Below are 12,504 nucleotides of genomic sequence, written 5' to 3'. Positions count from 1 at the left end.
AGGCGGCACGAAGGTGCCCGGATTTCAACTCAACCCAGGAACAAGCGATAGACCGGGTTGGCCGTCTCGTCCTCAAACGGGTAGTTCAATCCGGCTAGGAACTCCCGCAACGCGGCGGTGTTGCCCTTGGGAACCTGGATGCCGACCAGGATGCGGCCGTGGTCGGCGCCCTGATTGCGGTAGTGGAACAGGCTGATGTTCCAGTCCGGGTGCATGCTGGAGAGGAACTTCATCAGCGCGCCTGGCCGCTCGGGGAACACGAAGCGGTACAGCCGCTCGTTGCGCGCCAGCTCGCTGTGGCCGCCCACCATGTGCCGCACATGCTGCTTGGCGAGTTCGTCGTTGGTCAGGTCCAGCGTCTCGAAGCCCGCCTTCGTGAAGGTGCGGGCCAGCTTGGCGGCCTCGTCGGGCTTGGAGATGCCGATGCCGACGAAGATGTGGGCGACATTGGCGTCGGCGATGCGGTAGTTGAACTCGGTGACGCTGCGCGGGCCCAGCAGCTCGCAGAAGCGCTTGAAGCTGCCGCGTGCCTCGGGGATGGTGACGGCGAACAGCGCCTCGCGGTGCTCGCCCACCTCGGCCCGCTCGGCGACGAAGCGCAGGCGGTCGAAGTTCATGTTGGCGCCGCAGGTGATGGCGATCAGCGTCTGGCCCTTGGCACCGGTCTTGGCGGCGTACTGCTTCACGGCGGCCACGCTCATCGCGCCCGAAGGCTCCAGGATGGAGCGCGTGTCCTCGAAGACGTCCTTGATCGCGGCGCAGACGGCATCGGTGTCGACGACGATAAAGTCGTCCACCAGCTCGCGGGCGATGCGGAAGGTCTCCTCGCCCACCAGCTTGACGGCGGTGCCATCGGCGAACAGGCCCACGTCGGTCAGCGTGACGCGCTTGCCGGCCTTGACCGAGCGCAGCATGGCGTCGGAGTCGGTGGTCTGCACGCCGATGATCTTGATCTCGGGGCGCAGCGCCTTCACGTAGGCCGCGACGCCGGAAATCAGCCCGCCGCCGCCGATGGCGACGAAGATGGCGTCGATGGGGCCGGGGTGCTGGCGCAGGATCTCCATCGCGATGGTGCCCTGGCCGGCGATGACGTCGGGGTCGTCAAAGGGATGGACAAAGGTCAGGCCCTGCGCCTGTTCAAGCGCCTTGGCGTGGCCGTAGGCGTCCGTGAAGCTCTCGCCGGACAGCACGACCTCGCCACCCAGTGCCTTGACAGCATCGACCTTGACCTGCGGCGTCGTGAGTGGCATCACGATGACGGCGCGGCAGCCCAGCTTCTTCGCCGACAGGGCCACGCCTTGCGCGTGATTGCCCGCCGACGCGCAGATGACGCCCGCAGCGCGCTGCTTGGCCGTCAGGTGCGCCATCTTGTTGTAGGCGCCGCGCAGCTTGAAGCTGAACACGTCCTGCTCGTCCTCGCGCTTGAACCAGATCTTGTTGGCCAGCCGCTTGGACAGCTTGGCCGCATGCGTCAGGTCGGTTTCCCGCGCCACTTCGTAGACCCGGGCATTCAAGATGCGCTGCAGGTAGCTGCTGCCGGGCGGCAGCATCGCGGGCGCCTGGGATGCGGGCGGGCGGCGGCGCGAGGCGCTCATCGGGTCTCCATGCGGTTTTGTTGCGGCGCCGCATGATAGGGGAGACCCTTCGCGTGCCGCTGCCGGCTGGCTTCGGCGAAAAAAAACCCGAGCTCTTTCAAGCTCGGGTTGAATCCACCATGGAGGCGGTGGAGGAGACAATCGGTGCGAAAGCGTTTTCGCGTGCCGCCAGTTTAGCGCCGAGTTATGCTGCGGTGCAATATTTTTCTGTGAAAAATTGGAGCTTTGCCTCTAGATGAGCATGGACTGCACGGTGAGTTGGCTGGGCCCCGAGGGCCCGAGTGGGATGAGTTTTGTTGCCGAGACCGGCAGTGGTCACGTGCTGTCCATGGATGGCGCTCCCGACGGCGGTGGGCGCAACCTGGCGCCGCGGCCCATGGAAATGGTGCTGGCGGGCACCGGTGGCTGCACGGCTTATGACGTCGTCCTCATCCTCAAGCGTGGTCGCCACGATGTGCGCGGCTGCAAGGTCGTGCTGAAGGCTGAGCGGGCCACGAGTGACCCCAAGGTCTTCACGGCCATCAATTTCCACTTCGTGGTGAGTGGCAAGGGCTTGAAGCCCGAGATCGTCGAGCGCGCGATCGGGTTGTCGCATGAGAAGTACTGCTCGGCGACCGCCATCCTGGCCAAAACGGCCGCCATCAGCACTTCCTACGAGGTCGTCGAGGTCTGATCAGACACGGTGGGCCACGGTCGTCATGACCTTGGCCGCCAGTCTCATCAGTCCGGTCACGGGCGCGGGCAGCGGTGCGGCGCCGGCAGCGAGGGCGGCCTCGGCGTGCTCGGCCTCTTCGCGTTTCATCTGATCCACGATGACGCGTGAGGCGGTGTCGCCGGCGGGCAGGCGGTCCAGGTGGGACGCCAGGTGCGCTTCCACCTGGCGTTCGGTCTCGACGACGAAGCCCAGGCTCCACCGGTCGCCCGCCGCGCCTGCCAGGCTGCCCCAGGCAAAGGCGCCCAGCCACCAGACCGGTGCAAGGTGGCTCGTGTGAGTGCCCAGTTGGGCGACCCGCTCTGCCGTCCACGCGAGGTGGTCCAGTTCTTCCTGCGCTGACTGCTTGAAGTGTTGCTGCAGGGCCTCGGTGCGGCTGAACAGGGCCTGCGACTGGTAAAGCGCCTGGGCGCAGATTTCGCCGACGTGATTGACGCGCATCAGTGCGCCTGCATCGGCGGTGTCGATGGTGCTCAAGGTCTCGGTCTGAAGCCCGGCAGCCGGCGAAGGGCGCGTGGCGCGTGTCTTGGTGAATACCGTCCGCAGGCCTGATTCGACCGCCGCAAGCGCACGGTCGCCGAAGCTCAGGCTTGGCACTCGGGTGGTGTTGCCAGGAAGTTGCATTCAGTTGGTGTCGAGTTGCATGAAGAAATCATGACATTGACGTTGCCGTTGTGGATGAGCAACGGCTTGACGTCAATTCATATCCGTGAATTCCCCGAGGGTCCAAACCTGTAGTGGAATATGCGGGCTTCCTCTTGGGAGTGTGTCGCCGCGTCGTATCGGCCGGCGGCTGAATGAATATCTAGGAGTATCGAATGAAGAAAGCTCTGATTGCCCTGGCCGTGCTCGGTCTGACCGGTGGCGCTGCCGTCGCGCAATCGTCGGTCACCATGTTCGGCGTGCTGGACATGAGCCTGCGCTACACGAAGGCCAGCGGCCAAACGCTGAAGCAGCTGGCCAACGATGGCCTGAACAGCAGCCGTCTGGGCGTGCGTGGCGTCGAAGACCTGGGTGGTGGCCTGAAGGCCGGCTTCTGGCTCGAAGGCCGCATCAACGGCGACAACGGTTCCGTTGACACCTCCCGCTTCTGGGGCCGTCGCGCCAGCGTCAGCCTGATGGGCGAATTCGGTGAAGTGCGCCTGGGCCGCGGCAAGACCTCGACCCGCCTGCACATCGACGACTTCGATCCGTACTCGACCACCGGTCTGGGCGACGTCGAGAAGGTCTACTCGGTGCTGGGCAGCGCGTCCGACACCCTGAACCGCTCCGACAACATGGTGCAGTACTTCCTGCCGAGCAACCTGGGCGGCTTCTACGGCTCCGTGGACGTTGCTGCCGGTGAAGGCACCGCGGGCAAGAAGATGTACGGTGGCCGCCTGGGCTACAAGCAAGGCCCGATCAACGTCGCTGCCGCTCTGCAGGAGACGACCGGTGCCGGCAACGTCAAGTTCAAGCAAATGAGCATTGGCGGTTCGTACGACTTCGGCGTCGCCAAGCCGTCGCTGAACTACAGCCAGAACGAGTTCGGCGCTCGTGAGCAGAAGCTGCTGACCTTCGGCCTGACCGTGCCGCTGGGCCAAGGCCAGATCCTGGCTTCGTACACCGATGCCAAGGCCAACGGCGCTGCCGAGTCTTTGAGTGGCGTGGGCGATGCCAAGCTGATGGCTGCCAGCTACGTCTACAACGTGTCCAAGCGCACCGCGCTGTACACGACCGTGGCCCAGATCAAGAACAGCGGCCTGGGTCGCTTTGCCCTGGCCGGTTCGCCGACGGTGACGAACGGCGCGAAGTCCAGCGGCTTCGATGTGGGCGTGCGCCACAGCTTCTGATCCAGTGCGGCTGCGGCCGCCTTGCTCAGTCAGAGCCGCCTTCGGGCGGCTTTTTCTTTGTCTCGCCGGAGACAGGGGAATCGCTGTGGACAGGGAACAACAGACGGCGCTGCGCCCGTTGATGCTTCGCTGAGAATAAGTTTGTTCACATTCCTACTCAGGAGACATCCCTCATGAAAAAAGCCACCTTGGCCCTCGCCGTCCTGGCCGCCAGCACCTCGGCCGCCTGGGCTCAGTCCAGCGTCACGTTGTACGGCATCGTTGATGTGGGCGTGCGCTACACGTCGAACGCCAATGCCGGCACGTCGACCAAGACCGTGGTGCCTGGCGGCATGTCGCAGAGCCGCCTGGGTGTGAACATCACCGAGGACATGGGTGGCGGCCTGAAGGCGCTGGCGAACCTGGAGCACCGCCTGCAGTCCGACACCGGCGCGGTGTCTGGCAGCCCTGATTTCTGGCGTCAGGCCTGGGTGGGTCTGCAGTCCAGCGAGTTCGGCCAGATCCGTCTGGGCCGTCAGTACAACATCCTGTTCGACCTCTACACGTCGACCTTCGCCTCGTTCCGCTACTCGCCGTACATTGAGGCTTACAAGCCCGAAATCGGCCTGGCTATGACGGCTCGCCAGGACAACATGGTCAAGTACCTGGTTCAGCTGGGCAACATCTACGGTGAAGTGCAGATCAGCGCCGGTGAGGGCGCCTCGGGTGCTGCGGCTGCCCAGCCGGCCAAGACGGTCGGTGGCCTGCTGCGTTACAACGACGGCAAGTGGGGTGCTGGCGGCGCTTACCTGCAAGCCACCGAGCAGACCGGCAAGAAGATCAAGGCGACGGTGCTGGGTGCGTCCTACACGGACGGACCGCTGTACGTGCACGCCTCTTGGGGTGAGAACAAGTTCGACGGCCTGTCGAACCTGATTACCGGCGCCACGTCGGTGAGTGATGCGACCAGCGCGTTCCGCGTCGGCCTGACCACCCGCGGTGCTTACACCAGCGGCCTGCTGGGTGCCAGCATGTTCAACACGAACTCCGCTGACATCAAGACTCGCACGATGTACATGTTTGGTGCCACCTATCAGCTGACGCCGCAGTTCAACATCGGCGCCAATGCCTGGCTGACCAAGCAGACGCACTACGGCCTCGCGCTCGCACCCCTGGGCCTGTCGACCAGCGCAAACCGCTCCTCCAAGGCGGACTTCTACGCGGTTGTGCTCGACTACGCCTTCTCCAAGCGCACGGACGCCTACCTGGAAATGGACTACACGAAGACGAGCGGCTCGGTGACCTTCGCCAATGGTGCCGCCAAGCGCGGTGGTGCCATGGTCGGCGTGCGCCACCGCTTCTGATTCAGCGGGCGGCTTGCTGCCGCCTCGTTGCTGCGACGGGCCGCTTCAGCGGCCCGTTTTCTTTGTGGGCATTGCTCTTGCTGAGCTAGGGCTTTCCCGGGCGCTTGAGCCTGCCCGCCTTCGCCATGATCGCGCCTTCGCTCAGCGCCACAAGCGCGACAGGCTCTACCGAACCTCATGCTGGTTTTCATCCTCCGCCGTCTGGCCCAAGCCGTCGTTGTCATGCTGTCGGTGGCCTTCATCGCCTTCATGCTGTTCCAGTATGTCGGTGACCCCGTCACCAACCTGCTGGGCCAGGACGCCACCGAGGAGCAGCGCGTCGCGCTGCGCAAGGACCTGGGGCTGGACCAGCCCTTTCCGGTGCAGTTCGCCCGTTTTGCAGCCAACGCCGTGCAGGGCGAGTTCGGCATCAGCCTGCGCCAGGGGCGCAAGGTGTCGGCCCTCATCGTCGAGCGCTTCCCGGCCACGCTGGAACTGGCGCTGGTTGCCGGCCTGATCGCCCTGTCGGTCGGCATCCCGCTGGGCGTCTACGCGGCGCTGCGTCGTGGCAAGGCGAGTGCCCAGGTGCTGATGACGGGCACGCTCTTCGGTGTCAGCCTGCCCAACTTCGTCATCGGCATCGTGCTGATCTGGGTGTTTGCCGTGGAGCTGAAGTGGTTGCCCAGTTTCGGTCGCGGCGAGGTGGTGACGCTGTGGGGCTGGACGACCGGCCTGCTGACGCGCGACGGCCTGCTGCACCTGATCCTGCCTGCCGTCACGCTGTCGGCGTTCCAACTGACCCTGATCATGCGGCTGGTGCGCGCGGAGATGCTGGAGGTGCTGCGCACGGACTACATCCGCTTCGCTCGCGCCCGCGGCCTGACCAATCGCAGCGTCTACTTCGGCCATGCGCTGAAGAACACCTTGGTGCCCGTCATCACCATTACCGGCCTGCAGCTGGGGTCGCTGATCGCGTTTGCCATCATCACCGAGCAGGTTTTCCAGTGGCCCGGCATGGGGCTGTTGTTCATCCAGGCCGTTCAGTTCGCCGACATCCCCGTGATGGCGGCCTACCTGTGCCTGATCTCGCTGATCTTCGTCGTCATCAACCTGGGCGTGGATCTGCTTTATTTCGCCGTCGACCCGCGCCTGCGCGTCGAGGGCAAGGCTCACTGACGCATGGCTTCCGACGCCACTCCTTCTGCCGCGCCGCCGACCTCGGCGCTGCGCCGCTTTCTCGACGGCGACATCTGGCACTCGTTCCGCTCATCGCCGGTGGCGATGCTGGCGGCGCTGATCGCGACGATCTGCATGGTCTGCGCGTTGTTCGCGGGCTGGGTCGCGCCGCACAACCCGTTCGATCTGGCCACGCTGGAGCTGATGGACTCGCTGAAGCCGCCCGCTTGGGTGGAGGGTGGGGACGCGCGCTTCCTGCTGGGCACGGACGGCCAGGGGCGCGACATCCTGTCGGCGCTGATGTACGGCGCGCGGATCTCTCTGCTGGTGGGCATCGCGTCGGTGCTGCTGTCCATCGTGATCGGTGTCAGCCTGGGTCTGCTGGCCGGCTTCCTGGGTGGCCGCACGGACGCCTTCATCATGCGCCTGTGCGACGTGATGCTGTCCTTCCCGTCCATCCTCGTTGCGCTGATGATCAGCGGCATCGCCCGCAGCCTGTTCCCTCAGGCGCCGGATGCGCTGGCCTTCGTCGTGCTCGTGCTGGCGATCGCATTGACCGGCTGGGTGCAATACGCCCGCACGGTGCGCGGCTCCACGCTGGTGGAGCGCAACAAGGAGTACGTGCAGGCTGCCCGCGTCATCGGCGTCGGCTCGCTGCGCATCATGCGTCGGCACGTGCTGCCCAATGTGCTGGGGCCGGTGCTGGTGCTGGCCACCATCCAGGTCGCGTCGGCCATCATCACGGAGGCGACGCTGTCCTTCCTTGGCGTCGGCGTGCCGGTCACGAGCCCCTCGCTGGGCACGCTGATCCGCAACGGCAACGACACCCTGTTCTCCGGTGAGTGGTGGATTACCGCCTGGCCCAGCCTGACGCTGGTGCTCATCACCCTGAGCGTCAACCTGCTGGGCGACTGGCTGCGTGATGCGCTCAATCCCCGTCTGCGATGACTACTCCCCTGCTTGAAGTCGACCACCTTCGGGTGGAGTTCCCGACCCGCCGCGGCACGCTGCTGGCGCTGGACGACATCTCCTTCTCCATTGCTCCGGGCGAGATCCTGGGCGTTGTCGGCGAGTCCGGTGCTGGCAAGTCGCTGACGGGCGCGGCCATCATCGGCCTGCTGGACCCGCCGGGTCGCATCGCGGCCGGTGAGATCCGCCTGGCCGGCCGGCGCATCGACCAGCTGCCCTACGACGAGATGCGCCGCGTGCGCGGCCGCGAGATCGGCGCCGTGTTCCAGGACCCGTTGACCTCGCTGAACCCGCTCTACACGGTGGGCCGCCAGCTCACCGAGACCATCACGACCCACCTGGATCTGACGGCCTCGCAGGCCCGGGCCCGGGCCATCGAGCTGCTGGCATCCACGGGCATCCCGGCGCCTGAGGCGCGCGTGGATCACTACCCGCACCAGTTTTCTGGTGGCATGCGCCAGCGTGTTGTCATCGCGCTGGCGCTGGCGGCCAACCCCAAGCTCATCGTGGCCGACGAGCCGACGACGGCACTGGACGTGTCCATCCAGGCGCAGATCATTGCGCTGCTGAAGAAGGTTTGCAAAGAGCAGGGTGCGGCGGTCATGCTGGTCACGCACGACATGGGTGTCATCGCGGAGACCTGCGACCGTGTCGCCGTGATGTACGCGGGGCGCATCGCCGAGATCGGCCCCGTGGCGGACGTTATCCACCGGCCAGCGCATCCCTATACGGTGGGCCTCATGGGCTCCATCCCGGCCATGGACGTGGACCGTGAGCGGCTGCTGCAGATCGATGGCGCGATGCCGCGCCTGAATGCCATTCCGACGGGGTGCGCCTTCAATCCGCGCTGCTCGCGTGTGGCAGACCGGTGTCGCAGTGACCGGCCGGAGCTGGCTGTGGCCGGTGCGACCCAGGCGGCCTGCTGGCTGCCGGTGACGGCGGAGGTGGTGCGATGAGCAAGCCGCTCGTGGAGGTGCGTGACCTCGCCAAGCAGTTCGACGTCTCGCCGCCGTGGTTGAACCGCGTCATCGAACGCAAGCCCAAGGCTTTTGTGCATGCGGTGGACGGTGTGTCCTTCAGCATCGCGCGTGGCAAGACGCTGGCGCTGGTGGGCGAGAGCGGTTGCGGCAAGAGCACCGTGGCGCGGCTGCTGGTGGGGCTGTATGGTGCGACGCAAGGCAGTGTCAGCTTCGATGGCGAGGACATTGCGAAGACGTTGTCGGGCCCTGGGGCTGCCAAGCTGCGCCGGCGCATGCAAATGATCTTCCAGGACCCCTATGCGTCGCTGAACCCGCGTTGGAAGGTGTTGGACATCGTTGCCGAGCCGCTGCGCGAGCACGGCCTCATCAAGACCGATGCCGAGGCGCGCCAGCGCGTCGGCGAACTGCTCAGCTCGGTGGGCCTGAACCCGGCCGATGCGCTGAAGTTCCCGCACCAGTTCTCGGGCGGCCAGCGTCAGCGCATCTCCATCGCGCGGGCGCTGGCCACGCAGCCGGAGTTCCTGGTCTGCGACGAGCCCACGTCGGCGCTCGATGTGTCGGTGCAGGCGCAGGTCCTCAACATCATGAAGGACCTGCAGCGCGAGCAGGGCCTGACCTATCTCTTCATCTCGCACAACCTGGCCGTCGTGCGCCACGTGGCGGACGAGGTGGGGGTGATGTATCTGGGCCGTCTGGTGGAGGTGGCCGACAAGGCGACGCTGTTCTCGGCGCCCCGGCATCCGTACACGCGCATGCTGTTGGACGCGATCCCGGACATCCACATGACCGGCCGCGCCCGCACGCCCGTGCAGGGCGAGGTGCCCAACCCGCTGAACCCGCCCAGCGGTTGCAGCTTCCACCCGCGCTGCCCGCTGGCGAACGCGCGTTGCAAGGCCGAGCGGCCGGCGCTGCTGGAGATTCGTGGCGTGCGCGTGGCCTGCCACGCGGTCGAGGAGGGGCGCGCCTAACGCGCCGCCGACTTGGGTGCTGAGGCCGCGTCGGTTGGCTTGGGTAGCGTCAGCGGCCCCTTCTGTCCACAACCCGCAAGTGCGGCAAGGGTGATGGTCAGGGCAATCAGGCGCCCACCTACACTGACGACAGTTCTCTTCATTGCCGCAGTTTATGTCCCTGTCCGACGCTGATTACCACGCCAAATCCCACGCACTGCTGGCCCGCATCGAGGCGCAGGTCGATGCCTGGCTGGACGATGATGTGGTCGACATCGACAGCCACCGCACCGGCGGCCTGCTGGAGCTCAGCCTGCCGGGTGGCAGCAAGATCGTCATCAACACGCAGCCGCCGCTGCAGGAGATCTGGCTGGCGGCGCGCTCGGGCGGCTACCACTTCCGGTGGAACGGCGCGCAATGGGTGGACCGCGAGGGCCACGAGTTCCTGGCCTGCCTGTCCCGCAGCGCGAGCGAGCAGGCCGACCAGGCGCTGACGTTCAGCGCCTGACGCTGCTCAGCGTTTGAAGAGGTCCAGGATGGACTTCTTCTCGTCGTCGGTTGCTGCCGGTGGCGCGTTGGGTTCGGCCGCGAGTTCCTTCACGCCGCTGCCGGACGTGAATTCCTCGTAGAACCACTCGCCCTTGAGGTTGACCACACCCTCGGGTGGCGTGATCTCATCGACCGCCTTGTTCTTCAGCGCAAAGCCCATGTACTCGATCCACACCGGTAGGCTCAAGCCCCCGCCGGTCTCCCGGTCGCCGAGCTTGCGCGGCTGGTCGTAGCCAATCCAGACGACGGCGACCAGCTCCTTCTGGTAGCCGGCGAACCAGGCATCCATCGAGTCGTTGGTGGTGCCGGTCTTGCCGTAGATGTCCGGGCGCTTCAGTGTCGCCTGGGCGCGCGCCGCCGTGCCGCTGCGGGTGACCTCCTGCAGCAGGCTGCTCATCAAAAAGGCGTTGCGCGGCTCGATGGCGCGGGCCTCCTCGGCGAGCGCGATGGTCTGGGCTTCGTAGAGCAGGCGACCATTGCTGTCGGTGACGCGGGCGATCAGCTGGGGGCTGATGCGGTAGCCGCCATTGGCAAAGGCGGCATAGCCCTGGGCCATCTGCATCGGCGTCACCGAGCCGGCCCCGAGCGCCATGGTCAGGTAGGCCGGGTGCTTCTCCGCTTCGAAGCCGAAGCGGGTGATCCACTCCTGCGCCTCCTTCACGCCCACCGAGTGCAGCACGCGGATGGACACCATGTTCTTGGACTTGGCCAGCGCCGTGCGCAGCGGCATCGGGCCTTCGAACTTGCCGTCGTAGTTCTTGGGCTCCCACGGCTGGCTGCCGGTTGTGCCGGCGTCGAAGAACAGCGGCGCGTCATTGACGATGGTGGCCGGTGTGAAGCCCTTCTCCAGCGCGGCGGAGTAGATGAAGGGCTTGAAGCTGGAGCCCGGCTGGCGCCAGGCCTGCGTCACGTGGTTGAACTTGTTCTTGGCGTAGTCGAAGCCGCCCACTAGCGCGCGCACCTGGCCGGTTCGCGGGTCCAGCGACACGAAGGCGCCTTCCACCTCAGGCAGTTGCGTGATGGTCCACTCGCCGCCGTCCTTCTGCTTGGGGCCTTTGACCACGCGGATGACGGCGCCGCGGCGGATGCGCGTCTTGGGGTTGCCCTTGTCGGACAGGCCGGAGGTGGCCGGGCGCAGGCCGTCGCCGGTGATGGTGATGGCATCGCCGCTCTGCAGCACCGCGGTTACCTTCTTGGGGTCGGCGCTGAGGACGACGGCCGCGAGCAGTTCGTCATTGGCCGGGTGATCGGCCAGCAGCAGCGCGACTCGGGCGTCCAGTTCCTTGGCGTCGCCAGGCAGGTCCGCGTAGGCCTCGGGGCCACGGTAGATCTGGCGCTTCTCATAGTCCAGGATGCCGCGCCGCAGCGCGCGGTAGGCCACGTTCTGCTCGGCGCTGTCCAGCGTCAGGTAGACGTTCAGGCCGCGCGAGTAGGACTCCTCGCCGTACTGACTGAAGATCAGCTGGCGGGCGGCTTCGGCCACAAACTCGGCGTGCGAGACCGAGGTCTGCACCGGCCGGATGCGCAGCTTCTCGGCCTTGGCCTCATCCCGCTGCTCCTCGGTGATGTAGCCCGTCTCGTACATGCGCTCGATGATGTACTGCTGCCGGATCGTCGCGCGCTTGGGGTTGTTGATCGGGTTGTAGGAGGAGGGGGCCTTGGGCAGGCCGGCCAGCATGGCTGCTTCGGCCACGCTGAGCTTGTCCAGCGTCTTGCCGAAGTAGATCTCGCTGGCTGCCGCGAAACCATGTGCGCGGTGACCCAGGAAGATCTGGTTCATGTAGATCTCGAGGATCTTCTCCTTGGGCAGTGCGGCCTCGATCTTCAGCGCCAGCAGGATCTCGTAGATCTTGCGCGTGAAGGTCTTCTCGGTGGACAGATAGAAGTTACGCGCCACCTGCATCGTGATGGTGGACGCGCCCTGGCTGCGCGACTCCGTGACATTGGCCAGGCCGGCGCGGATGACGCCCAGGTAGTCCACGCCGCCATGCTGAAAGAAGCGCGCGTCCTCGATGGCCAGCACGGCTTCCTGCATCAGCTTGGGGATCTGCTGGATGGGCAGGTAGTTGCGGCGTTCCTCGCCGAACTCGCCCAGCAGCACCCCGTCACTGGACAGCACGCGCATGGGCAACTTGGGGCGGTAGTCGGTCAGGCCGCTGATGTCAGGCAGCTTGGGGTAGGCCAGCGCCAGGCCCAGTGCCAGCAGCAGCGCCACGGCCAAGGCCCCGCCCGCCAGCAAACCCAGGCCCCACAGCATCAGCCGGCCCAGGCGGGCCGCCAGCGTGCGGGCAAATCGTGGATGCGGCGCGGGGCTGGCGGCTGCGTCGGGCGCAGCGGATCGAGACTTGTCTTTCATGTGCCGGCTGAGCACGCCCGCAGGCGCATGGGAGGGAGGCGGCGGATTATAGGAAGGGCTGCCGGC

General features: G+C 66.1%; 13 protein-coding genes. 9 read left to right on the top strand and 4 right to left on the bottom strand.

Features of this window, described 5'->3' with window-relative positions:
- Window positions 1-29: 29 nt before the first annotated feature.
- Complete coding sequence (gene ilvA / locus ACG0Z3_RS13085) at window positions 30-1,550, bottom strand: threonine ammonia-lyase, biosynthetic (RefSeq protein ID WP_394398243.1); 1,521 nt, start codon at window positions 1,548-1,550, stop codon at window positions 30-32.
- Window positions 1,551-1,648: 98 nt separating this feature from the next.
- Here ilvA and ACG0Z3_RS13080 point away from each other — a divergent pair, with 98 nt between their 5' ends.
- Both ACG0Z3_RS13080 and ACG0Z3_RS13075 read left to right on the top strand, forming a co-directional pair.
- Window positions 1,649-1,834 (top strand): hypothetical protein, encoded by a 186-nt coding sequence (locus ACG0Z3_RS13080; RefSeq protein WP_394398032.1) that lies wholly within the window; start codon window positions 1,649-1,651, stop codon window positions 1,832-1,834.
- Window positions 1,835-1,836: 2 nt separating this feature from the next.
- Entirely contained in the window at window positions 1,837-2,268 is a 432-nt protein-coding gene (locus ACG0Z3_RS13075; protein WP_268167314.1) for an OsmC family protein, read from the top strand.
- Here the strand turns inward: ACG0Z3_RS13075 and coq7 are convergent, their stop codons facing one another.
- Window positions 2,269-2,931, bottom strand: a complete 663-nt coding sequence (gene coq7, locus ACG0Z3_RS13070) for a 2-polyprenyl-3-methyl-6-methoxy-1,4-benzoquinone monooxygenase (protein WP_394398030.1) — start codon at window positions 2,929-2,931, stop codon at window positions 2,269-2,271.
- 194 nt (window positions 2,932-3,125) lie between these two features.
- On the opposite strand from coq7, the gene ACG0Z3_RS13065 reads away from it, so the two are divergent.
- The 6 genes from ACG0Z3_RS13065 to ACG0Z3_RS13040 all read left to right on the top strand — a co-directional run bounded on the left by ACG0Z3_RS13065 (window position 3,126) and on the right by ACG0Z3_RS13040 (window position 9,554).
- Window positions 3,126-4,139, top strand: a complete 1,014-nt coding sequence (locus tag ACG0Z3_RS13065) for a porin (RefSeq protein WP_394398028.1) — start codon at window positions 3,126-3,128, stop codon at window positions 4,137-4,139.
- A gap of 173 nt (window positions 4,140-4,312) precedes the next feature.
- Window positions 4,313-5,482, top strand: coding sequence for a porin (locus tag ACG0Z3_RS13060; protein ID WP_394398026.1), 1,170 nt, complete (start codon window positions 4,313-4,315; stop codon window positions 5,480-5,482).
- Window positions 5,483-5,659: 177 nt separating this feature from the next.
- The gene (locus ACG0Z3_RS13055; protein WP_394398024.1) at window positions 5,660-6,637 is read left to right on the top strand and encodes an ABC transporter permease; all 978 of its coding nucleotides are present in this window, start codon (window positions 5,660-5,662) and stop codon (window positions 6,635-6,637) included.
- Window positions 6,638-6,640: 3 nt separating this feature from the next.
- The gene (locus ACG0Z3_RS13050; RefSeq protein ID WP_394398022.1) at window positions 6,641-7,585 is read left to right on the top strand and encodes an ABC transporter permease; all 945 of its coding nucleotides are present in this window, start codon (window positions 6,641-6,643) and stop codon (window positions 7,583-7,585) included.
- Window positions 7,582-8,562, top strand: coding sequence for an ABC transporter ATP-binding protein (locus ACG0Z3_RS13045; protein WP_394398020.1), 981 nt, complete (start codon window positions 7,582-7,584; stop codon window positions 8,560-8,562). Before ACG0Z3_RS13050 ends, ACG0Z3_RS13045 begins: the two co-directional genes overlap by 4 nt.
- Window positions 8,559-9,554: an ABC transporter ATP-binding protein gene (locus ACG0Z3_RS13040; RefSeq protein WP_394398018.1), complete on the top strand. Its 996-nt coding sequence runs from the start codon at window positions 8,559-8,561 to the stop codon at window positions 9,552-9,554. Before ACG0Z3_RS13045 ends, ACG0Z3_RS13040 begins: the two co-directional genes overlap by 4 nt.
- Here ACG0Z3_RS13040 and lptM read toward each other — a convergent pair.
- Window positions 9,551-9,697 carry an LPS translocon maturation chaperone LptM gene (gene lptM / locus ACG0Z3_RS13035; RefSeq protein ID WP_394398016.1) on the bottom strand — a complete coding sequence of 49 codons (147 nt, stop codon included), beginning with the start codon at window positions 9,695-9,697 and terminating at the stop codon, window positions 9,551-9,553. The genes ACG0Z3_RS13040 and lptM overlap by 4 nt on opposite strands.
- 11 nt (window positions 9,698-9,708) lie before the next feature.
- Between lptM and cyaY the strand changes: the two genes are divergently transcribed.
- A complete protein-coding gene (gene cyaY, locus ACG0Z3_RS13030) occupies window positions 9,709-10,041 on the top strand; it encodes an iron donor protein CyaY (protein ID WP_394398014.1) in 333 nt (110 codons plus the stop codon).
- 6 nt (window positions 10,042-10,047) lie between these two features.
- On the opposite strand, the gene ACG0Z3_RS13025 is transcribed toward cyaY, so the two are convergent.
- Window positions 10,048-12,438, bottom strand: coding sequence for a penicillin-binding protein 1A (locus tag ACG0Z3_RS13025; protein WP_394398012.1), 2,391 nt, complete (start codon window positions 12,436-12,438; stop codon window positions 10,048-10,050).
- Window positions 12,439-12,504: the final 66 nt, after the last annotated feature.

Origin of the sequence: Pelomonas margarita (assembly GCF_043555875.1) — a bacterium.
GTDB lineage: Bacteria > Pseudomonadota > Gammaproteobacteria > Burkholderiales > Burkholderiaceae_C > Pelomonas > Pelomonas margarita.
The sequence above is the reverse complement of the archived record's forward strand: the minus strand, read 5'-3'. Positions and strand labels throughout refer to the sequence as shown.